General features: G+C 70.0%; 23 protein-coding genes. 8 read left to right on the plus strand and 15 right to left on the minus strand.

The features are described from left to right. Positions 1–30 precede the first annotated feature (30 nt). Positions 31–822, plus strand: coding sequence for an aldo/keto reductase (locus ACFXB5_RS35880; protein ID WP_385216101.1), 792 nt, complete (start codon positions 31–33; stop codon positions 820–822). 54 nt (positions 823–876) lie between these two features. On the opposite strand, the gene ACFXB5_RS35885 is transcribed toward ACFXB5_RS35880, so the two are convergent. After that, the gene (locus ACFXB5_RS35885; protein WP_385216158.1) at positions 877–1,965 is read right to left on the minus strand and encodes an arabinogalactan endo-beta-1,4-galactanase; all 1,089 of its coding nucleotides are present in this window, start codon (positions 1,963–1,965) and stop codon (positions 877–879) included. A gap of 251 nt (positions 1,966–2,216) precedes the next feature. Next, positions 2,217–3,521 (minus strand): amidohydrolase family protein, encoded by a 1,305-nt coding sequence (locus tag ACFXB5_RS35890; protein WP_385216103.1) that lies wholly within the window; start codon positions 3,519–3,521, stop codon positions 2,217–2,219. 93 nt (positions 3,522–3,614) lie between these two features. Here ACFXB5_RS35890 and ACFXB5_RS35895 point away from each other — a divergent pair, with 93 nt between their 5' ends. Continuing rightward, entirely contained in the window at positions 3,615–4,085 is a 471-nt protein-coding gene (locus tag ACFXB5_RS35895; protein WP_385216105.1) for a MarR family winged helix-turn-helix transcriptional regulator, read from the plus strand. Here the strand turns inward: ACFXB5_RS35895 and ACFXB5_RS35900 are convergent. Further along, positions 4,078–4,263 carry a hypothetical protein gene (locus ACFXB5_RS35900; protein WP_385216107.1) on the minus strand — a complete coding sequence of 62 codons (186 nt, stop codon included), beginning with the start codon at positions 4,261–4,263 and terminating at the stop codon, positions 4,078–4,080. The genes ACFXB5_RS35895 and ACFXB5_RS35900 overlap by 8 nt on opposite strands. Before the next feature lie 91 nt (positions 4,264–4,354). Next, a complete protein-coding gene (locus tag ACFXB5_RS35905; RefSeq protein WP_385216109.1) occupies positions 4,355–5,263 on the minus strand; it encodes a LysR family transcriptional regulator in 909 nt (302 codons plus the stop codon). Positions 5,264–5,371: 108 nt separating this feature from the next. Between ACFXB5_RS35905 and ACFXB5_RS35910 the strand changes: the two genes are divergently transcribed. Then, on the plus strand, positions 5,372–6,460 hold the full coding sequence (locus ACFXB5_RS35910; RefSeq protein ID WP_385216112.1) for a YeiH family protein: 1,089 nt from the start codon (positions 5,372–5,374) through the stop codon (positions 6,458–6,460). Positions 6,461–6,570: 110 nt separating this feature from the next. On the opposite strand, the gene ACFXB5_RS35915 is transcribed toward ACFXB5_RS35910, so the two are convergent. The 6 genes from ACFXB5_RS35915 to ACFXB5_RS35940 all read right to left on the minus strand — a co-directional run bounded on the left by ACFXB5_RS35915 (position 6,571) and on the right by ACFXB5_RS35940 (position 12,974). Next, complete coding sequence (locus ACFXB5_RS35915) at positions 6,571–7,158, minus strand: RBBP9/YdeN family alpha/beta hydrolase (protein ID WP_385216114.1); 588 nt, start codon at positions 7,156–7,158, stop codon at positions 6,571–6,573. Then, positions 7,155–8,534, minus strand: coding sequence for an MFS transporter (locus ACFXB5_RS35920; RefSeq protein WP_385216117.1), 1,380 nt, complete (start codon positions 8,532–8,534; stop codon positions 7,155–7,157). Before ACFXB5_RS35920 ends, ACFXB5_RS35915 begins: the two co-directional genes overlap by 4 nt. 32 nt (positions 8,535–8,566) lie before the next feature. After that, the gene (locus tag ACFXB5_RS35925; protein ID WP_385216120.1) at positions 8,567–9,484 is read right to left on the minus strand and encodes a TauD/TfdA dioxygenase family protein; all 918 of its coding nucleotides are present in this window, start codon (positions 9,482–9,484) and stop codon (positions 8,567–8,569) included. Positions 9,485–9,544: 60 nt separating this feature from the next. Continuing rightward, on the minus strand, positions 9,545–10,516 hold the full coding sequence (locus ACFXB5_RS35930; protein ID WP_385216122.1) for a quinone oxidoreductase family protein: 972 nt from the start codon (positions 10,514–10,516) through the stop codon (positions 9,545–9,547). 39 nt (positions 10,517–10,555) lie between these two features. Beyond that, positions 10,556–11,614, minus strand: a complete 1,059-nt coding sequence (locus ACFXB5_RS35935; RefSeq protein ID WP_385216125.1) for a 3-keto-5-aminohexanoate cleavage protein — start codon at positions 11,612–11,614, stop codon at positions 10,556–10,558. A 334-nt stretch (positions 11,615–11,948) separates the two neighbouring features. Next, the gene (locus ACFXB5_RS35940) at positions 11,949–12,974 is read right to left on the minus strand and encodes an AraC family transcriptional regulator (protein WP_385216128.1); all 1,026 of its coding nucleotides are present in this window, start codon (positions 12,972–12,974) and stop codon (positions 11,949–11,951) included. 159 nt (positions 12,975–13,133) lie between these two features. Here ACFXB5_RS35940 and ACFXB5_RS35945 point away from each other — a divergent pair, with 159 nt between their 5' ends. Next, positions 13,134–14,624 (plus strand): long-chain fatty acid--CoA ligase, encoded by a 1,491-nt coding sequence (locus ACFXB5_RS35945; protein WP_385216130.1) that lies wholly within the window; start codon positions 13,134–13,136, stop codon positions 14,622–14,624. 24 nt (positions 14,625–14,648) lie between these two features. Here the strand turns inward: ACFXB5_RS35945 and ACFXB5_RS35950 are convergent, their stop codons facing one another. Then, positions 14,649–15,533 (minus strand): NAD-dependent protein deacetylase, encoded by an 885-nt coding sequence (locus ACFXB5_RS35950; protein WP_385216133.1) that lies wholly within the window; start codon positions 15,531–15,533, stop codon positions 14,649–14,651. Between the two features lie 92 nt (positions 15,534–15,625). Between ACFXB5_RS35950 and nthB the strand changes: the two genes are divergently transcribed. Genes nthB through ACFXB5_RS35970 form a run of 4 tightly spaced genes read left to right on the plus strand, consistent with a single transcriptional unit; the run spans position 15,626 to position 17,931 of the window. Then, complete coding sequence (gene nthB, locus ACFXB5_RS35955; RefSeq protein WP_385216136.1) at positions 15,626–16,297, plus strand: nitrile hydratase subunit beta; 672 nt, start codon at positions 15,626–15,628, stop codon at positions 16,295–16,297. Further along, a complete protein-coding gene (nthA, locus tag ACFXB5_RS35960) occupies positions 16,294–16,896 on the plus strand; it encodes a nitrile hydratase subunit alpha (protein WP_385216138.1) in 603 nt (200 codons plus the stop codon). The genes nthB and nthA overlap by 4 nt, the downstream gene beginning before the upstream one ends. Beyond that, positions 16,893–17,246, plus strand: a complete 354-nt coding sequence (locus ACFXB5_RS35965) for a nitrile hydratase accessory protein (RefSeq protein ID WP_385216141.1) — start codon at positions 16,893–16,895, stop codon at positions 17,244–17,246. Before nthA ends, ACFXB5_RS35965 begins: the two co-directional genes overlap by 4 nt. A gap of 22 nt (positions 17,247–17,268) precedes the next feature. Then, positions 17,269–17,931 carry an O-methyltransferase gene (locus ACFXB5_RS35970; protein ID WP_385216161.1) on the plus strand — a complete coding sequence of 221 codons (663 nt, stop codon included), beginning with the start codon at positions 17,269–17,271 and terminating at the stop codon, positions 17,929–17,931. On the opposite strand, the gene ACFXB5_RS35975 is transcribed toward ACFXB5_RS35970, so the two are convergent. From ACFXB5_RS35975 to ACFXB5_RS35990, 4 genes are read right to left on the minus strand one after another with little or no spacing between them, the layout of a single operon-like run. After that, positions 17,909–19,030 (minus strand): HAD-IIIC family phosphatase, encoded by a 1,122-nt coding sequence (locus ACFXB5_RS35975; protein WP_385216144.1) that lies wholly within the window; start codon positions 19,028–19,030, stop codon positions 17,909–17,911. The two genes, ACFXB5_RS35970 and ACFXB5_RS35975, sit on opposite strands and share 23 nt — an antisense overlap. Next, complete coding sequence (locus ACFXB5_RS35980; RefSeq protein WP_385216147.1) at positions 19,027–20,139, minus strand: acyl-CoA dehydrogenase family protein; 1,113 nt, start codon at positions 20,137–20,139, stop codon at positions 19,027–19,029. Before ACFXB5_RS35980 ends, ACFXB5_RS35975 begins: the two co-directional genes overlap by 4 nt. Next, on the minus strand, positions 20,132–20,422 hold the full coding sequence (locus tag ACFXB5_RS35985) for an acyl carrier protein (RefSeq protein WP_385216150.1): 291 nt from the start codon (positions 20,420–20,422) through the stop codon (positions 20,132–20,134). The genes ACFXB5_RS35980 and ACFXB5_RS35985 overlap by 8 nt, the downstream gene beginning before the upstream one ends. Continuing rightward, positions 20,419–21,312, minus strand: coding sequence for a 3-hydroxyacyl-CoA dehydrogenase family protein (locus tag ACFXB5_RS35990; RefSeq protein ID WP_385216153.1), 894 nt, complete (start codon positions 21,310–21,312; stop codon positions 20,419–20,421). The genes ACFXB5_RS35985 and ACFXB5_RS35990 overlap by 4 nt, the downstream gene beginning before the upstream one ends. Between the last annotated feature and the right edge of the window lie 97 nt (positions 21,313–21,409).

The raw sequence follows: 21,409 nt of genomic DNA on the forward strand, positions 1-21,409 counted from the left end.
ATAGCCCTCAGGGGGCGGGGGGAGGGGTGGGTGCGGGCAACCAAGTGGGGGCGGGCTTGGGGCGCCGCCGCAACCGGGGGGGGGGCCTCGGCTCGCTGGATCCGGCGCGCCGTCGAGGAGAGCCTGCGCCGCCTGGACACCGACCACATCGACCTCTACCAGATGCACCGCCCGGACCCGGACACCGACATCGACGAGTCCCTCGCCGCCCTGACGGACCTGGTCCGCGCCGGGAAAGTGCGCGCCGTCGGCGGCTCCTTCTTCGCGCCCGAGGAGACCGTCGAAGCCCAGTGGACCGCCGAGCGCCGCGGCCACCGCCCCCTGCGCACCGAGCAGTGCCCCTATTCCATCCTCACCCGCGGCGTGGAGAACCGCGTGCTGCCCACCGCCCAGCGGTACGGCATGGGCGTGCTGGCCTTCGGCCCGCTCAACTCCGGCTGGCTCTCCGGCCGGGCCGACCCCACCACGGGGCACCGCAACGCCGGGCTCGGCGCGAAGATGTTCGACCTGTCCCGGCCAGGCGTCAGGGCCAAGGCCGAGGCCGTCCAGAAGCTCACCGCGCTGGCCACCGAAGCCGGTCTGCCGCTCGCCCACCTGGCCCTCGCCTTCGTCCGCGCCCACCCGGCGGTCACGTCCGTGCTGATCGGTCCGCGCAACCCGGAGCACCTCACCGATCTCCTGACCGGTGCCGACACGGAGCTCGGCGACGACATCCTCGACCGGATCGACGAGATCGTCGCGCCCGGTGTCGATGTCAACCCCGACGACTTCTACATCGCCCCCACCCCGCCCATCACCGACAAGCGGCTGCGCCGCCGCTGACACACGTCATAGTGGGATTCGCGGGCACCGTTGGTACGGGGCTCGTCGCGTCGGCTACGGGCTCCAGCTGACGTTCGGGTTCAGGTGGCCCGTCCAGTCGAAGAGGGCCATGTTGTCCCAGCCGTTTCCGCTGTTGTTGATGTCGGCCGGGTCCCAGCCGTTGCCGGGGACCGCGTACCAGGTCGGTTCCCAGTAGAAGACCCCGATCGCGCCGGCGTTGCGGGCGGTGTTCCGCACATCGGAGAAGTTGGCGGCCTGGCCCGTCCAGGTGAGCGGGTATCCCGAGCACCCGGAGGTGACCGAGTTGCCGGTGCTGTCGGCGTTCGCCGAGGTGAAGGGGTACGCCGTCTCGGCGAGGACCACGTCCTTGCCGTACCGGGACTTCATGTCGGCGACGACGTTGGACATGGTGGACAACGAGCCGTGCCACATGCAGTAGTAGGACAGCCCGGTGATGTCCCAGTTGACGCCTTTGGCCTTGATCCCGTCGTAGAACCAGCGCGCGTGCGCGTCACTGTCCGCGTCCGCCGTGTGGATGATCACCTGAGTGCCGCTGTTGCATGACTTGGTCGCGTTGTAGCCCGCCTTGAGCAGCAGGCTGAGGTTGGTGAAGTCGTTGTTGATCACCTTGCCGTCGTCCCACAGCATGCCGACGTTGATCTCGTTGCCGATCTGCACACTGTCCGGGGCGGTGCCCTGGGACTTGAGGCTGTTGCAGACGTCGTAGGTGTAGTTGTAGACGTCGGTCTGCAACTGGCCGATGCCGTGGCCGGTCCAGGCCGCGGGCTTGTACTGCTTGCCCGGGTCGGCCCAGGTGTCCGAGTAGTGGAAGTCGATCAGCAGCTTGAGGCCCTTGGCCTTGACCGTCTTCGCGTACGACAGCACCTTGGCCTTGCTGTTGTAGCCACTGGCGGGGTTGTTCCAGATCCGCAGACGGACGTAGTTCACGCCGGCGCCCTTGAGGATGTCGAGCGGGTCCTTGGCGTCGCCGTTCGCGTCGTAGTACTTGGCGCCCAGGTCAAGAGCTCGCTGTGCGGTCGACACGTCGGCGCCGCGCATGCTGAGCGCGTTCGCGGCGGAGGCGTTCGTGGCGGAGGCGCTCGTGGGCACGGGGAGCAGAGGGACGGCCAGGGCGACCACCATCGTGAGCAAGGTGACCTTCAGGGTGCGGCGGCCGGATCTGTACGCGGTCACTCCGAACACTCCGATCTCCGCTGGCCGAGACGTCGCAGCGGTCGGCTCCTCGGCGTGGCGGGACATCGCGCGGGTGAGGACTGAAGCTGTGAGCGCGCACGGTAATCGAGGCGAGAAGAAGTCTGAAGAGGCATGCGAACGCCGAACGGCCGCCGGCTCGCCACCTCGCCCGCATCCGTCCCGGCCGCGCTTGCGACTGATCAACGCCCCGGCGCGCTCGCCGTCGGTGCCCAGGACCCGTCGAGCGGCACGCCTGCCGCCGCGGCGACCCTGGCGCGGGACTCCAGCAGCCGGGTGCGCAAGGCCGGCAGGTCGCCGTCGAGCAGCCGGCCGTTTCGCTTGACCGGCTTTCCGGCGATGAAGACGCTGTCCACCAGCCCGGGATGACCGGCGGAGACGATCGTGCCGATGGGATCCGTGACCGGGAAGACCGTGAGGTCCTCGGCGTCGAGGAGGATGAAGTCGGCGTCCTTGCCGACACTGAGGCTGCCCGTCCGGGCGTCGAGTCCACAAGTGCGGGCGCCGTCCAACGTGGCGAATTCGACGAAGTCCCGCGCCGTGAGGCCGCCGTTCAGGCCGCGCTGAACGGAGAACGCCGTGCGCATGGTGGCGAACATGTCGCCGCCGGCGGACGGGCAGTCGTCGACGGACAGTGAGGGGCGGATCCCGGCGGCCAGCATGCGGCCGGTCTCGGGCCAGCCGAAGCCCATCTTCAGCTCGACGTCCGGGCTGATCGACACCGAGCAGCCCGCGTCGGCCATCATCGCCACCTGGTCGTCGGAGATGCCGTTGCCGTGCACGAAGGTCGTGCGGTCATCCAGCAGTCCGCGGTCACGCATGTCCGCGATGGGGCGCTCACCGCTGGGCCAGCCCGTGGCGGCGTGTACGTGGACGCTCACCCGCAGCCCGAGTTCCCGTGCCAGTGCGACATCGTCCGCGGTGGTGTCCATCGAGCTCCGCTGCGGACCGCGCAGGCCCAACGCCATGCCCTCGTCCGGCAGTTGGGATCGCACGCGCTTGACCTCGGTGGCGATCGACTCGTCGGCGACTCCCGCGCCGTAGCAGAACACCGAGTGGCCGGGCGCGTCACGCAGCGCCTGGATCGCGGCGTCGGCGTTCTCCGGGCGGTCGGAGCAGTGGAACCAGTCGAGCATGGTCGTGACGCCCGAGCTCAGTGCCTCGATCCGGCCCAGCAGGTTGCCCAGGTACACGTCCTCCGGCCGGTAGTGCGGCCGGAGCGTGCCGTGCATGGCGACGCCGTACTCGTGGAACGTCCAGTTGGCGCCGATGCCACGGAAGGCGGTCTGCCAGGTGTGCCGGTGGGTGTCGACGAAACCGGGCATCACGATCTTGCCGCGGGCGTCGACGACCTCCGCGTCGGCCGGGTCCACGTCGGCGGCGATCGCCGCGATCCGGCCGTCCTCGATGAGCAGGTCGCCCTGCGGGAGATCGCCGACGGCCGGGTCCATGCTGACCACCATGCCGCCGCGCACCAATGTCCTCATCGGATGAGCCCCTCTCACACAGTTGATGCATCAACTCTAGGAGGGTGGTGTTGATGCGTCAACTGCGTGACTCCGCCGGGTAGGATTTCCGCCATGACGGAGACCCGCGACCTGGACCCCGAGGAGTGGGAGCTCTGGGGCGCCTGGACGCATGCGCAGCGGCTGCTCGCCCGGGAGCTCGACCGTGCCCTCCAACGTGACTTCGGCATCTCGAAGGCCGAGTTCAGCGTGCTGATGACCTTGTGGCGCGCGGCCGGGCGCGAGCTGCGCGTCGGCGAGCTCTCCGAGTCGCTCGGCTGGGAGAAGAGCCGCGTCTCGCACCAGCTGACCCGCATGGAGAAGCGCGGTTTCGTGGCACGGACCGAAAGCGGCGCCTACGGCCGCCGTACCGGGACCAAGCTGACCGCCGAGGGGCGTAGTGCCGTGCAGAGCGCCATCACCGGGCACGCCGGCAACATCCGCCGCCACTTCTTCGACACGCTCACTCCGCAGCAGGCCGATGCCATCCGGGCATGGAGCGAGCAGACGATCGAGCGCATCGAATCGCACGGCGAGGTCACATAGCCAGGAGGTGGCCCGCGGCAATCGCCGAGGCCACGGCCCCTCCGGCCACCACCGCCGAGGCAACGGTCCCTCCGGCCACCACCGCCGAGGCCGCGAACAGCGGAACCCTCGGCGTCCACGTCCGCGGCGTCCGGGAGCGGGAGACGCGGTCCAGCAGCGCGTCCCGGCCGCGCAGCACGATCAGGCCGACGCCGTCATGCCCCGCTGACCTCCGGCCCCGACCTGGCCGCCGACCGATGGCGCCTGTGCCGCGTCGGCCCCGCAGCGGCTCAGGCCTTCTTTCCGCGGCGTCTCGTCACGGCCAGAAGCTCCGCCGCGGGGCCGACGGGGACGCGTCCCGAAGCCCAGACGGCTCGCAGGTCACGGCGTAGTTCGAGGCCCTCGACCGCCACCGACACCAGGCGGCCATCGGCGAGGTCGGCCCCCACCGCGAGCTCGCTGATCACCGCCGGGCCGGTTCCGGCGATCACGGCATTGCGCACGGCGGTCGCCGACCCCAGCTCCAGGAGCGGCAGCGGTTCGCCCAGGCCGGCCTTGCGCAGAGCCTGGTCCAGGGTCTCGCGGGTGCCCGAGCCGCGTTCGCGCAGCACCAGCGGCGCGGCCACGAGCTCGGCGACGCTCAGCGGGCGGCGGCGGCGCGTCCAGGGGTGCCCCGGGGCGACCACCACGAGCAGCCGGTCGCGGGCGACCTGCCGGGCGGACAGCCCAGCCGGGGCCCGCGGTGACTCGACGAACCCCAGGTCCACCGCTCCGCTGCGCAGCAGCTCCGGAACCTGCTCGCTGTTGGTCACCTGGAGACCGACGTACAACTCCGGCCGGGTGCGGCGCAGCTCGCCGATCCAGCCCGGTACCAGACACTCGGCCACCGTCATGCTGGCCGCCACCCTCAGCTCGGCGTCCCGCTTCGTACGCAGCGCCTCCGTGCCGGTCAGCAGCCCCTCCATCTCCTGCAGGACCCGCTGCGCCCAGCCCGCCACGGCCCGGCCCGCGTCGGTGAGCTGCGATCCCCGCCGCGTCCGGTTCACCAGCACCAGGCCCAGCCTGCGCTCCAGCACGGACAGCCGCTTGCTCGCCGACGGCTGCGTGAGACCGAGCTGCGCCGCCGCACCGCTCAGGCTCCCCACGTCTCCGACCAGGACGAGCAGCCGCAGTGATTCCGGATCCGGCAACTGGCTCATAGCTCCAGGGTAGGGGGCGGACCCGGTCGGCACTCATTCCCGTTGGCTATGACCTCCTCACGATCTCGGGGCTACAACCGTGGTCCGGAGCGCAGCAGAGTCAAGGCCATGAGTGAAGATCTGGACTGTCCGGTCCCTGCCCGGCCGGAGGCTGATGCCCGGCCGGAGGCCGAACCGGCGCGGGCGTCCCGGCCCGCCGTGGCCTCTCTCGTACCCGGTCTGGCCCTCGTCCTGGCTCTCGCGGTGGCGGGCACGGCGGTGGGGAAGATGTTCCCGCTCGTCGGCGGCCCGGTGGCCGGGATCGTCCTCGGTGTGCTGCTGGCCGCGCTGAAGAGACCAGGACCGCGGTGGCGTCCCGGCATCGGTTTCGCGAGCACGTGGGGCCTGCAGGCCTCGGTCGTCGTCCTGGGCTCGCAGCTGTCGCTGGGCCAGATGGTCCAGGTGGGCGTCGGCTCGATTCCGGTGATGATCGGCTCGTTGGCGGTCTGCCTGACCGCCGCGTACGGCATCGGCCGGTGGCTCGGCATCGTCGGGGACCTGCGCACCCTGATCGGCGTGGGCACGGGCGTCTGCGGCGCGTCGGCGATCGCGGCGACCGCGCCGGTCATCGGCGCGGCCGGGGTCGAGGTGGCCTACGCGGTCTCCACCATCTTCCTGTTCAACGTCGCCGCCGTGCTCACCTTCCCGCTGCTCGGCCACCTCCTGGGGATGAGCCAGCACAGCTTCGGCCTCTTCGCGGGGACGGCGGTGAACGACACGTCCTCCGTGGTCGCCGCCGCCACCAGCTACGGCCGGACCGCGGCGGACTACGCGGTCGTCGTCAAGCTCACCCGCAGCCTCATGATCATCCCCATCTGCCTGGGACTGGCCTGGCTGGTGGGGCGCCGCAACCGTGCCGCGGCGGAGGCCACGGCCCGTCCCCGGCTTCGGGTGGTCAAGCTGGTGCCCGTGTTCCTGATCGGCTTCCTGCTGATGACCACGGCGAACAGCCTGGGTTTCGTCCCGGCTGCCGCCCACCACGGACTCGGCGAGCTGTCGGTCTTCCTCATCACCGTCGCGCTCTCCGCGACGGGCCTGTCCACCGACCTCGCGGCACTGCGCCGCACCGGCCCCCGACCGCTCATCCTCGGTGGCTGCCTGTGGGTGGTGGTCTCGGCCACCAGCCTCCTTCTCCAATTCCTGACCGGTTCCCTGTGAGCGGGAGCCCGGCCGTGAAGTCGTGGGAATGGCTCCCTCCTGCCGAGGGCGGGCAGGAGGGAGCCGGCGGGGAGCCACGTCTTACCTCGTCCTACGTCATGGGTCAGACGTCAGACGGTCTGGGCGGGCGGGATTCGGCCGAGCTCGCGGATGAACTCCTCGGCCCGCGGCCATGCGCCGTAGCCCGCGGCCGGGTTGAGGTGCCCGACCGGTCCGAGGTCCACCAAGTGGCCGCCCCATGCCCGTGCGAGGCCGGTGACGCTCTCGAACGTGGCCAGGGGATCGTTCGTGCTCGCCGCGACGATGCTGGGGAACGGCAAGGGTGTCCGCGGGGTCGGCGTCCAGCCGTTCTCACGCAGGGCTTCCGGGGTGGGGTAGCCCTCCGGCAGTGGCGTTTCGAAGTCCGGCGGCGCCGCCAGCAGTGCGCCCCGGACCGGGCGCTGGTGTTGTCGCGCCCAGTGCACGGTGGTCAGCACGCCGGCGCTGTGGGCGATCAGAACGACCGGGCCATCGATGTCCGACAGCACCCGCTCCAGGGCGGCGACCTGGGCGTCACGGCTCAGCCTGCCGGATTCCAGCGGCGGAACGGTACGGGCGTCGTCGCCGAGCCGGCCGGCGAGGATGGTCTGCCAGTGGTCCGGTACGTGATCGCGCAGTCCGGGGACGATCACGACCGCAGGTGATCCGGTGGGGTTCATGACCGCGGCTCCGGGGTCCTGAGCGCCACGTCGGACAGCATGCCCAAGCGGCGCAGATCCCTCTCGTAGAAGGACTTGCCGATGATGAAGGCCGCACCGGCGGCGACCGCGACCAGGGGGACCACCCGCAGCGCGCCGAGCAGCCCCACGTGGTCCGCGAGGACGCCCGTCACCGCGGGCCCGGGGGCGAGCCCGAGCAGGCTGTTGGCCAGGGTGAGCGTGGCCATGGCCGTCGCCGCGATGGCCGCGGGGGTCAGATTCGCCACCATGGCGGCCGCGGGTCCGGCCGTGGCATTGGACAGCAGGGCCCCGGCCCCGATCAGCACGAGTTGCGGCGCGCCCGTCGGCAACTGGAATCCGGCCGTCAGCAGCACGAACGATCCGAGACTGCAGATGGTCGCGACGGTCCACTTACCCGCGCCGGCCCGCCGGCTGACGCGGTCCGCGACCATCCCGCCGCCGATCATGCCGATGCCGGTGATCAGCGCGAAGACTCCGGCGACCAGACCGGCCTTCGCGGTGGGCATGGAGTAGTAGCGATTGAGGAAGGTGGGCATCCAGGCGAGCAGGGCCATCGCGATGAACATCTGCAGCCCGCTGCCGATGTAGGCACAGACCACGGAGACGGATGCGACCAGCCGCGGCAGCAGAGCCCGGATGGGAGCCGGTTCGGCGGGCGCGCTCTGCGTGGCGTGAGCGGGCCGGCCATGCGTGGCATGAGCGGCCACGCCATGCGTGGCATGAGTGGCCGAACGCAGCCTCTTCTCGGTGACCACGATCCCGTACAGCGCGGCCAGGACCAGCCCGAAGATTCCCATCACGCCGAACGCCCAGCGCCATCCCAGGTGCTGGGCCACGACGCCACCGATCGACACGCCCAGCACGGATCCGAAGGCGCCTCCACCGATGAACGCTCCGGAGAGCGTGGCGCGCAGTCCGACGGGGAAGACACTGAGGACCACCGCGATCCCGACGCTCCCGTAGGCCGCTTCGCCGACACCGACCATGAGCCGGCCCAGGAACATCTGGTCATAGCTCGCTGACAGCGCGCAGCCCAGAGTCGCGAGACTCCACACGGTCGCGGCGATCACCAGACACCTGACCCTGCCCCAGCGGTCCGCCAGGAGTGACAACGGGAAGGTGAGCACACCCACCATCAGGGCCACGATGCCGCTGAGCGAGCTCAACTTGGCATCCGACAGCAGCCATTCGGCCTTCAGCAGGGGAAAGACGGCGTTGAGCACCTGCCGCGACATGTAGTCGGACAGCAGAAGCCCAAAGCTCAGTGCGAACACCACCCAGGCGTACCCACGGGATACAGCCGGTACGGCGGGAGACGTGCCCGCCAGAACCGTGCCGGACGTGTGAAGTCTCATCGACATCACCTCTCTCGTCTCTGGCCGGCGGCTCAGATCGGCCTGTCGCCGGTGATTCCCGCGCGCTCCATCTTGCGGACGCCGGGCCAGTAGTCCTGGACGGCGTAGTGCTGGGTGGAGCGGTTGTCCCAGATGGCGACGCTGTTCTTCTGCCAGCGCCAGCGCACCTGGTACTCGGGGACGGCCGCCTGGCTGATCAGGTAGTTCAGGAGATGGCTCGCCCCGGGCGCGTAGTCCTGGCCGAAGCGCACGTTCCCGGGCGTGTGGTAGTTGACGAAGTGGGTCGTGAAGCTGTTGACGAAGAGGATCTGCTCACCGGTCTCCGGGTGGATGCGCACCACCGGGTGTTCGGCGTCCGGGTACCGCGCCTTCAGCTGGAGGCGCTGCTCCGTCGGCATGACGGCGCCGAAGGTCGCCTCGATGCTGTGCCGTGCCCGCAGTTCCGCGATCTGCGCCTTGATGTGCTCGGGCAGCCTGCGGTGGGCCTCGGCCATGTTGACCCAGATCGTGTCACCGCCGACCTCCGGCGTTTCCACGCAGCGCAGGACGGCCCCCATGGACGGGCACTCGCGCCAGGTCCCGTCACAGTGGAGCGCGTTCTCGTAGTGCTCCGGCTTGCTGTCCAGGTCCTTGTAGATACGGACCAGCCCCGGGTGGTCCGGGTCGCTGCCGGCCACCGGGTGGTCCTCCAACGCGCCGAAGCGCGCGGCGAAGGCGACGTGCTCGGCGCGGGTGATGTCCTGGTCCCGCAGGAAGAGGACCTTGTACCGCAGCAGCTCCTGCCTGATCTGGGAGAACAGGTCGTCGTCGCGCGAGGCGTCGCCGAGGTTCACACCGGAGAGCTCGGCCCCGATGGTGCGGGTGAGGGGCTCAACCTTGATCGAGGTGCGGAGGACACCCGGACGCACCAGGGCGGGCGTGGCTTCCTTCGGGGGGACGGTGCGGGGCATGTGCTCACTCCTTGGTTGATGTGCGGGCTGACGTGCTCTGATGTGTGCGGCGCGGAGTGTTCAGAGGACGAAGACGGACGACCCCGTCGTCCGTCCCGCCTCCAGCTCGCGGTGTGCGTGTGCCGCGTCCGGCAGGGCGTAGCGCTGATTGATCTGGATCTTGATGCGTCCGGACCCGACATGTCCGAACAGCTCACCCGCCAGGGCGTTCCGCTCCGCGGGGTCGGCGATGTAGTCGGCCAGCGCGGGCCGGGTCACGAACAGCGAGCCGTGGATGGCCAGTTGCATGGCGTCGAGAGGCGGCACCCCGGAGGCCGTGCCGAAGCACACCAGCAGACCGCGGCGCCGCAGCGACGCCATGGACCCGGCGACCGTGTCCTTGCCGACGCTGTCGAAGACCACCGGGACACCCTGGCCGTCGGTCAGTTCACGCACCCGCTCGGCCACGTTCTCGCGGCGGTAGTGGATGATGTGGTCGCAGCCGTGGGCGCGGGCGATCTCGGCCTTCTCCTCGCTGGAGACCGTGCCGATCACGGTGATCCCGAGCAGCTTCGCCCACTGGGAGAAGATCAGCCCGACACCGCCGGCCGCCGCGTGGAGCAGTACGGTGTCCCCGGACTCGAGCGGGTGGATCCTGCGCAGCAGATAGGCCGAGGTGAGGCCGCGCATGGTCATCGCCGCGGCGGTCTCGCAGTCGATCCCGTCCGGCAGCTTGATCAGCGAGTCGGCGGGCATGACCCGCTCCGTGCTGTAGGCGCCCAGCGGGCTGCCGGTGTACGTCACGCGGTCACCCTCGGCGATATGCGCCACGCCCTCGCCCACGGCCTCGACCACCCCGGAACCCTCGACACCGAGCCCCGCGGGGAGCGGCGCGGGATACAGCCCGGTACGGAAGTAGGTGTCGGCGAAGTTGAGTCCGACGGCGACATGCCGGACGCGTACCTCACCAGGACCTGGGTCGCCGACGGCCATGGCCTCCCACCGGAGTACCTCGGGGCCCCCGGTTTCGTGGAAGCGAGTGGCGTGTGCCATGAATTGCTCCGTTGCTCGTGTTCTCGTGGTGTGGTGGGGTCAGTTCTCGACGTCGCGCAGCATGGAGCCGCGCCGGCCGGGGCGGCGGTTGGGCACCATGCCGAGCCGAGCCAGGGTCTCGTCGGTGTCCCCGTACCATTCGCCGAGCTTGTAGATCTTCTTCGCCTCCTGCCCGGTGGCGATCTCACGACCGAGCGCCTGGGCGATCCGGACCATCTGCTCGACCTGCTCCACCGAGGAGATCCGCTCGCCCTTGTGCCGCCACAGGTTGTCCTCGTTGCCCACCCGCACATGGGTGCCCAGGGCGATGCCGATCGCGTTCATCGGCGCCACCGCGCGCATGGAGGCCTCGATCGTGAGCACCGCCCCGTCCGGGACGCGGCGGATGAACTCGACCAGGTCGGCCGGGTGCCGGCCGGCGAACCCGCCGCCGATCGCGACGTAGTTGAGCACCAGCGGGCCGTTGTACACCCCCTTGCGGATCAGCCGTTCCACGGTCTCCAGCTGTGCCATGTTGGCGAGCTGGAAATGCGGCTGAATGCCGTTGTCGCGGAGCCGCTCGAGGTGCTCGAGGTAGAACTCCGGACCGGCCTCGACCACCATGTCCCGGTAGGCCTGGTAGTACGACTGCTTGGCGATCGAGGTGCCCTCGATGTCCTCGTCGTCGAAGAGCTCGACGATGTTCATCTGGTTGGTGTTGATCGCGATCGTCACCTGGTCCGGCCTGGGGGTGATGTCGGCCAGCATGTGGCGGGTGTCGTAGCTGAGCCACTTCGCGTCGGAGCCCTCGTCCTCGGGGGCGAAGGAGATCGACCCGCCGATCTGCAGGACCATGTCCGGCACGGCCTCGCGCAGCCGGGCCATCAGCTCGTTGAACATGGACATGCGCTTGGAGCCGCGGCCGTCCAGCTCGCGTACGTGAATGTGCAGCACGGTGGCGCCGGCCTGGTAGCAGTCGATCGCCGCCTGGACGTGCTCGTCCATCGTGAGCGGGAGGTCGTCGGCATCGCCGGGCAGCCACTCCGGCCCGTAGGGCGCGGCCTGGATGACCAGCTTCTCCTGGTTCTCCGGGTACAGGGAGTCATCGAAGAAGTGCACGGTCCATCTCCTTTGTCGGATGGTCTTCACCCGCCGCGCCATATGCGTCACTGCCCGCGATGCGAGAGCTGAGCAGGACGGCGGGGATCGAAGCGGGATTGCGGATGGGATTCCCGGGTTCGCCAGGGGCCCGGATACGATCAGCGGGGTCCCGGCGGGGAGCATGCGGCCGCGGACGGGGTCTCCGCTCGCCCTGGTGAGGCCTGCGGTGTCCGTTGCGGTAAGGCAACGTTAAGGGCCGGTTACGCCACCCGCTTTACCGTCGGTGACATCCGACTTATCACTTGGGGACCGGCGTCCCGGACCGGCGTCCCGGACCGGCGTCGCCTGGTGGTCACTCCTCGCCCGAGTGCCGCTGCCTCGTTCGCCGGTTGCGCCACTCCCTGGGGCTGCAACCGAACCGCTGGCCGAACCACCGTGAGAAGGCGCTCGGCGCGGCGAACCCCAGCAGCCCGGAGATCTCGGTCAACGAGCGGCGCTGGTTCGCCACGAGCTGCTCCGCGAGCTGAGTGCGCGTCGCGTTCAGGAGGGAGGAGAACGACTCGCCCGAGGCCGACAGGTGCCGGTGGACGGTTCTCCGGTCGACGCCGAGGCTGGAGGCGACCTGCTCGATCGAACAGCGCCCGGTCGGCAGCAGAACTTCGATCAGCTCGCGCACGCGGTCCGGTACGGTCGTGTCCCTCGAGACCGCGATGGAGTCGAAATACTGCCGCGCGTAGGTGTGGAGCAGCGGATCCGACATGGGGTTGGGAACGTTGAGATCACTGGCGTAGAAGACGATCCCGTTGAATTCCCGGTCGAATTCCACCACCGGGCCGAAGGTGCGCCGATGTGTCCCGGTGTCCGCCGGCGCGCCGTGGGTGAAACACACGGACACCGGCTGCCACCGAGCGCCGAGGAAACCGCGGAGGACCTGGTGGAACACCCCCACGGCCAGCTCCATGGCCTGGCGGGCCGGCCTGGCCTCACCACCCGGCTCCAGCGCCACTTTGAGGGTGGCCAGGCCACTCGCCTCGGAGAGCCGGCTGTGGAGCATCTCGTTGTATGTGTACTCGTGGCGGACGAGAAGCTCGAGCGCGCTCCGGACATCCGGCTCCTCGCGTATGACCAGGCTGATGGGGCCGAGGTTGGAGAGGCGGCGGCGCTCGGCCAGGAGCAGGCCGAAGTCCTCGCGGTGCGAGGCCGCCGCCGAGAGCTCGAACAGCTGGGTCACGGCCACCCCGGAGATCCATCTGTCCTGGACCGCGAGGCCGACCGGGTCCAGACCCACCCGCTTCATCAGGTCCCGGGGGTCGATGCCGAGCGACCGGCTGAGCTCGACGTAGCTGTTCAGCGCCGCGTTGCGGACGAGGGGCTTCATGGGCGCACTCCAGGGGTTGTCCCCAATTGGTAAGTCACCCGTCACGCCAGGTCAAGCAGTGCGGTGCGGCGCGACCTAACGTTGCACCACCGTGAGAGCTCGCCACCCGGCGTTCACATCACCGACCGCCCCGGCAGTGGCGGCGGGGAGGGGAACCATATGAACAACCTCGCCGTACTCCTGGCGGAATCCGCCTGGGCCGACGGGCGACGAGCCGCCATCCGCCAGGGCGAGACCGCCCTCACCTATGCCCAACTGAACGACGCCGGTGCCCAGTTCGCCACGCTGTTGCGCGCCAGGGGCATGCGACCGGGCGATCGCGTCGCGCTGGTCATGCCCAACGTCATCCCTTTCCCCGTCGTGTACTACGGCATCCTCCGCGCGGGCGGCGTAGTGGTGCCGATGAACCCGCTGCTGAAGGCCCGCGAAATCGCGTACCTGCTCCGGGATTCCGGGTCCCGCACCGTGGTGACGTTCCCACTGTGCGCGGCCGAGGTCATGATGGCCGCGGCAGAGGTCGGCGCCGAGTGCCTGGTCATCGACCCCGCGGCATTCGACGATCTCGTGCGGGCCACCGCACCGATGCCCGGGATCGTCGATCGGGGTGAGAACGACACCGCCGTGATCCTGTACACCTCGGGCACCACGGGAACCCCGAAGGGCGCCGAGCTGACCCACCGCAACCTGATGACCAACACGGCCACCACGGTCGAGACGGTGCTCCACATCGGGCCGGACGACGTACTGTTCGGCGGCCTGCCCATGTTCCACGCCTTCGGACAGACCTGCGCTCTCAACACCGCCGTCGCCGCCGGCGCCACGCTGACCCTGCTGCCGCGGTTCGAGCCCGCCAAGGCGCTGGAAATCATGGACCGGGACGGGGTCACCGTCTTCCTGGGTGTCCCCACGATGTACACGGCCCTGCTGCACACCGCGATCCCCGACGGCTACGACCTCTCGCGGATGCGCCTGGCCGTCTCCGGGGGTGCCGCGTTGCCGGTCGAAGTGCTGCATGGCTTCGAACGGGAATTCGGCGCCACCGTGCTGGAGGGCTATGGCCTCTCGGAGACCTCGCCGGTCGCCTCGTTCAACCCTCCGGACCGGCCGACCAAGGCCGGTTCGATCGGTCTCCCCATCCGCGGGGTCGAGTTCATGCTCGTCGCGGACGATGGCACCACGGCCGGGCCGGGCGAGGTCGGTGAGATCGCGATCCGCGGCGAAAACGTGATGAGGGGGTACTGGAACCGTCCGGGCGCGACCGCGGAGGCCATCCGGGACGGGTGGTTCCACAGCGGCGACCTCGCCCGTGTCGACGAGGACGGCTACTACTTCATCGTCGACCGGAAGAAGGACCTCATCATCCGCGGTGGGTACAACGTCTATCCGCGCGAGATCGAGGAGGTGCTCTACGAACACCCCGCCGTCGCCGAGGCCGCTGTCGTCGGCGTGCCGCACAAGACCCACGGGGAGGAGGTGGCCGCCGTGGTAACGCTCCGGGATGGTGCACAGACCACCGCCGATCAGATACGCGACTACGTCAAACAGCGGGTTGCCGCGTACAAGTACCCGCGGATCGTCACGATCACCGACGGGCTCCCCAAGGGGGCGACCGGCAAAATCCTCAAACGGGAGATCGTGGTCAGGCGGTAGGGGCGGGTGGGTGTCCGCCACATCCTACTGACCGGGGATGCCCAGCCGGCCGGCCACGGCGGTGAGGGTTGTTCCCAGGGGGAGTGCGACCCGGGTGATGGCGTGCTGGTCGCCCCGGGTCGGGTCCAGGTTGACGATCAGCACCGGCTTTCCGTCCCGGGCCGCCTGGCGGACGAACCGGAGTCCGGACATCACCGTCAGTGAGGAGCCCAGGACCAGCAGCGAGGCCGCCTCGCGGACCAGCTCGCGGCAGTGCTCGACGCGCTTCGGCGGAACGGCTTCGCCGAAGAACACCACATCGGGTTTGAGGATGCCGCCGCAGACCGTGCAGGGCACCACGCGGAAGTCCCCGACCTGTTCGTCGGTGAGGTCGGCGTCGCCGTCCGGGTTGATTCCGGCGGCCACCGGCTCGAAGCCCGCGTTGGCCTCCTCCAGCCGCCGGGCGAGTTCGCGGCGCGGGCTGAAGGTGCCGCAGGAGAGGCAGACGACCCGGTCCAGGCTTCCGTGGAGTTCCACGACGCCCTCGCTGCCGGCCGCCTGGTGCAGGCCGTCGACGTTCTGGGTGATCACGCCCGAGAGCAGGCCGTGCCGCGCGAACGCGGCCACGGCCCGGTGCCCGGCGTTGGGACGGGCGCGGCCGAAGGTGCGCCAGCCGAGGTGGCTGCGGGCCCAGTACCGGCGCCGGGCCCAGGCGTCGGCCGTGAAGTCCTGGTAGGTCATCGGGGTGTGCCGGCTCAGGCTCCCGCCCACGCCCCGGTAGTCGGGGATGCCCGACTCCGTGGAGATGCCCGCACCGCTCAGCACCAGTACACCGCCGGTGCTCAGCGCGTCGGCGACCGGTTCCGGATCCGTGCTGCCCGGCGGCAGGTCCTCGGCAGGGGTCCAGCTCAAAGTGGGGCGCATGCGCATGCCGCCAGCGTACGGAACGCGGCACGGATGACACCTGGCATATACGATTCGAGCCATCTAGTCCATTATGTTCGCGTTTGGGGAGTGGTGCCATGGAGGGGATCGCCGATATGGGCGGTACCCCGGGATGGGGTCCCGTTCATCCGCCGAGGCGTGATGAGCCGGTCTTCGAGGAGCCCTGGCAGGGCCGGGCGTTCGCGCTGGCGAGTCTCTCCGGCCGCATCGCGTACGGCGGGGTCAACCTGGACGCCTTCCGGCACGCGCTCGAGCGTCTGGACCGAGCCGCCTACCTGAACGACGGCTACTACGGGCGATGGCTCAACGGCGCGGAGCTGATGCTCACCGACAGCGCCATCCTGGCGCCGGGTGCCATCGACGCCCGTGCCCGCAACCTACGGGGCGAACACGTGGCGGAGCCGCCGATCCCCGAGCCCGCGGTACCCGACTACGCGCCGACCGCCGAGGGCTCGCTGCGTTCCGTGGCCACCGCGCCCGCCTTCGCGGTCGGCGAGCGCGTACGGGCCAAGGCCATGCCGGTGCCCGGACACACCCGGCTGCCGGGCTATGTACGGGGACACACCGGGATCGTCGAGATCGTGCAGCCCGCTTTCGTACTGCCGGACACCAACGCCCACTTCCAGGGCGAGCATCCGCAGCACGTCTACTCGGTGCGATTCGCCTCACGCGAGCTGTGGGGCGCCGACGCCGAACCCTTCGCGCTCACCGTCGAGCTGTTCGAGAGCTACCTGGAGACCACCTCATGACAGCCACCGATGGCGGGGCGGGCGAGACCCTTCCCGCGGCCCTGCGTACCGAGGCGCTCGAGCAACTGCTCACCGAACGGGGCCTGATCGACCCCAAGGTGCTGGACGGGGTGATCACCACCTACGAGACCAACGTGGGCCCGCTCAACGGCGCCAAGGTCGTCGCCAGGGCCTGGACCGACCCGGGTTACCGGCGGCGGCTGCTCGACGATGGCACGGCGGCCATCAAGGAGCTTGGCTACTCAGGGGCGCAGGCCGAGCACATCGTTGTTGTGGAGAACACCGCGACCACCCACAACGTGGTGGTGTGCACCCTGTGCTCGTGCTACCCGTGGCCGGTGCTCGGCTTGCCGCCGAGCTGGTACAAGGACCCTGCCTACCGCGCACGGGTGGTGAAGGAGCCCCGCACGGTGCTGTCCGAGATGGGACTCGAACTCGACGACGACGTGCGGATCACCGTCCACGATTCCACGAGTGAGGTGCGCTGGTTCGTCCTCCCCGAGCGTCCGGCAGGTACCGAGCACCTGTCCGAGGAACAACTCGTGCCGCTGGTGACCCGGGACGCGATGGTCGGCGTGGCCAAGGTGGCGGCGCCATGACCGCGCCGCTGGACATCGAGGGCCCGGCCGCACCGCCGCGCGCCAACGGCGAGTTGGTGTTCGCCGAGCCCTGGGAGGGCCGCGCCTTCGCCATGGCCGTCACCCTGTACGAGGCGGGCGCGTTCACCTGGCCGCGGTTCCAGGCCGCGCTGATCGCCCGGATCGCGGCCCGGGAGACCGCTCCGACGCAGGACGGGCCGTATCACTACTACCGGCTCTGGCTGGCCGCCCTGGAGGACGTGCTCGTCGGTCTGTGCGTCGTGTCCACGGAGGAACTGAACGCACGCGCGCACGTCCTGACACAACGTCTTCCGGGCCATGACCACGACCGCGATATTGAGTCCCTGTGAAATCTCACCTACCATTTTCGATATGGCGAATCAAATTGCGGCCGGATCGGAACTTCTCGCATATCTGAGGGACTTCTCGCTGAGGGAAGATGAGATTCTGCGCGATCTGCGCCGGATGACCGCGGAGCTGCCCGGTGGGGAAACGATGCAGGTCATGGCCGAAGAGGGGCAGTTCCTCGCGTTTCTGGTCGCGGCGACCGGAGTCGCGGATGTGCTGGAGATCGGCACCTTTACCGGCTACAGCACCCTGTGCATGGCTCGCGCTCTTCCGCACCACGGGAGACTGATCACCTGTGACATAACCGATCGGTGGTCGGAGATCGGTGCCGATTATTGGCGGCGAGCGGGAATTTCCGAGCGGATCGAGGTTCGTATCGGTCCGGCGACCGAAACTCTCCAGAAGATGCTCGACGGCGGTTTCTCCGGCAGTTTCGGTCTCGTTTTCATCGATGCCGACAAGGCGAATTATCCGCGGTACTACGAGCTGGCGTTGCGGCTCGTGCGGCCGGGCGGGTTGGTGGTGGTGGACAACACGCTCTTCTCCGGCCGGGTCATCGACTCCCTCGCCGATGACGCGGACACCGCCGGTGTTCGTGAGCTCAATGCCATGATCCGGGACGACCAGCGGGTCGACGTGAGCATGCTCCCGATGGCCGACGGCATCACTCTGGTCCGCCGGAGGTGACCGGTGCCCGGCGGTCGGTGAGGTCCGGAGCGACGAGCCGGGCCATCGTGGGGGCGGCCCGTCGCTCGGGCACGAGGTGCAGCAGCTGGACGTCCTCGCCGGAACTCCCGGCGACCGGCCCCCGGCAGCCGCAGGGCTGCTCGTCGAAACCGGCGAACCGGTAGGCGATCTCCATCATCCGGTTGCGGTCGGTGGGGCGGAAGTCCGCCAGCAGGTGGACACCGGCCCGGCCCGCCTGGTCGACCAGCCAGCTGAGGATCATCGTCCCGGCCCCGAACGCCACCACCCGGCACGAGGTGGCGAGCAGCCTGAGGTGCCATGCCTCCTTGTGCTTCTCGAGCAGCAGCACACCCACGGCACCATGCGATCCGAAGCGGTCGGTGAGCGTCGTGACCAGGACCTCATGGCTGGGGTGGGCGAGAAGCGCGCGCAGCGCCTCGTCCGGGTAGTGCACCCCGGTCGCGTTCATCTGGCTGGTGCGCAGGGTCAGTTCCTCGACCCGCGACAGCTCGTCCTCGGTGGCCCGTTCGATGCGCATCACCATGTCCAGCGAGCGGAGGAAGTCCTCGTGCGGGCCGGTGAACCGCTCCTGCTCGGCCGTGCGCCGGAAGCCGGCCTGGTACATCGTCCGGCGCCGACGCGAGTCGACGGTCACCGACCTCGGGCTGAACTCGGGCAGGTCGAGCAGTGTCGCGGCGTCCTCCGCCGGGTAGCAGCGCACGTCCGGCAGATGGTAGGCGACCTCGGCCCGCTCGGCCGGTTGGTCGTCGATGAAGGCGATGGTGGACGGAGCGAAGTTCAACCGCTCGGTGATCCGGCGTACCGCCTCCGACTTGCGCCCCCAGCCGATCTCCGGCACGACGAAGTAGTCGGCGACGCGGAGCGCCTCCAGCTGTGCCCAGGCGAGGTCGTGGTCGTTGCGGCTGGACACCGACTGGAGTATGCCCCGTGCGTCCAGGCCGACGATCACCTCCCGGATCGCCTCGGGCAGCACGACGGTCTCGTCCTCCAGCAACGTGCCGTGCCAGAGCGTGTTGTCGAGGTCCCAGACCAGGCACTTCACGGTCGCGGGCGGGAGCGGGGCGCTGCTGTCGCTCATATTCGGCTCCTTGTGAGCGCGTGGTCGGCCAGGATCAGCTGGCACACCTCGTTGCTGCCCTCGATGATTTCCATGAGCTTGGCATCGCGGTACGCCCGCGCGACGACATGACCGTCCTGCGCCCCGGCCGACGCGAGCACTTGGACCGCGGCGGCCGCGCCCTTGGCCGCGTGCGTGGCACTGACGTACTTCGCCAGCACGATGGCGGGGACCAGGTCGGCGTCGTTGTCGTCCCAGCAGCGGCTGGCGTGCTCACAGGCCCGGGTGGAGAGCTGCTCGGCGGTCCACAGGTCGGCCAGGTGCCGGGCGACGAGCTGGTGCTGCCCCAGCGGCCGGCCGAACTGGTGCCGGGATCCGGCGTGCTCGACGGCCGCCGCCACACAGGCCCGCAGGATTCCGACACAGCCCCAGGCGACGGAGATCCGGCCGTAGGCCAGGGCGGTCGTCACGAGCAGGGACAGCGGCTGCCGACCGCCGCCGAGCAGCCTGCTGAGCGGCAACCGCACGTCGTCCAGCCGGACTTCCGCGTGCCCGGCCGCCCGGCAGCCCAGCGGATCGGCCACCCGCCGCACCCGCACCCCGGGGGCGGTGCGGTCCACGACCACCACGGCGCCTCCCTCGTCCATCCGGGCGACGACCAGGATGAGATCGGCGTGGTCGGCGGCGGTCACCCACTTCTTGTGGCCGCTGAGCAGCAGGGTGTCCCCGTCGACGGTGACGGTGGTCTCGATGGCCGACAGGTCGCTGCCCGCCTGGGGTTCGCTGAAGGCCACGGCCGCCGTCTCGCCCGAGGCGAGCCGCGGCAGCAGCTCCGCCGCCTGCGCCGGGTCACCGAGCCGTTCCACGGTCCACGCGGCCATGCCCTGAGAGGTCATGACGCTCCGCAGCGAGCCGCACAGACTGCCGACATGGGCGGTGAACTCGCCGTTGTCCGCGCTGCTCCACCCCGGTCCGCCGTACCTCGCCGGGATCTGGGCCGAGAGCTGCCCGGCGGCGCCGAGTTTCCGCACCAGGTCCTCGGGCAGCCGGCCCGCCCGGTCCCAGTCGGACGCCCGGTCGCCGACCAGTTCGGTGACCGCCGAGGCCGCCGCGGCGACGGGTTCACGCACCGGAGCCGCCGGGGGCGGGCCGCCGGAGCCGTTCGACCAGCGCGGCCATCCGCCGCACGGTGCGGAAGTTCTCCATCCGCAGGTCGGCGCCGCGGATGGCGATGCCGTACGACTTCTCCAGATGCACCACCAGCTCCATGGCGAAGAGCGAGGACAGTCCGCCGGAGCCGAAGACGTCCTTGTCGGTCGCCCAGGTCGTCCCCGTACGCTTCGCCAGGAACCCCAGCATTTCCGTCTGGACGGTGCTGGATTCCGGCACCGGCTGATCGGATGACGTGGTCATGCCTGTTCTCCCTCGTACTCGTAGAAGCCGCGCCCGCTCTTGCGGCCGAGGTGGCCGGCTCGCACCAGCTCCAGCAGCAAATCGCAGGGACGGCACCCTTCGTCACCGGTCCGGCTGTGCAGCACCCACAGCGAGTCGACCAGGTTGTCAAGACCGATGAGGTCGGCGGTGCGCAGCGGGCCCGTCGGGTGCCCCAGGCAGCCCTGCATGAGCCGGTCGACCGATTCGGCGCTCGCGGTACCCGCCGCCACCACGCGGACCGCATCGTTGATCATGGGGTGCAGGATCCGGCTGGTGACGAACCCCGGTGCGTCGTCGACCACGATCGGCTGCCGGCGCAGCGCGGTGAGCAGCGCCCGCAACGCGTCCAGGGTCGCCTCGCCGGTGTGGGTGCCCCGGATGACCTCGACCGTCCGGATCAGGTAGGGCGGATTCATGAAGTGGGTGCCGATCAGATCGACCGCCCGTGCCGTCGCCAGGGTCAGCTCGTCGATGGGAATCGACGACGTGTTGGAGATGATCGGGGTGCCCGGCGGGACCAGCGCGGACACATCCGCGAGGACCTTCGCCTTGGCGTCGGGGTCCTCGGTGACCGCCTCCATCACCGCGGTGGGGGCCGTGTCGTCGGCCGCCGGCAGGTCGGCGAGCGACGGGCCGGTGACGAGAGCGCCGGGGACGGCCTCCTCGGGCAGCGCGCCCATCAGCCGCGCCATCCGTACCTGGTGGTCGATCTTCGCCGGGGCCTCGTCCAGCCGTCGCCGGTCCGGGTCGATCAGCGACACCGCGATCCCGTGCCCGACCGCCAGCGCGGCGATGCCCGAGCCCATCACCCCCGCTCCGAGCACCGCCAGTCGCCGCCCGGCGCCGGGCGTACCGTTCTCCGCTGCCATGTCGCCTCTCTCTGGTCACCGGCCCGCCCGGCCGGGCCGCGTCGAACACGGTGATCGGCGGCGAAGCGGCCCGGGAGCGGATCGAGCGCTCCCGGGC

Source organism: Streptomyces sp. NPDC059455 (assembly GCF_042750115.1).
Lineage (GTDB): Bacteria > Actinomycetota > Actinomycetes > Streptomycetales > Streptomycetaceae > Streptomyces > Streptomyces endocoffeicus.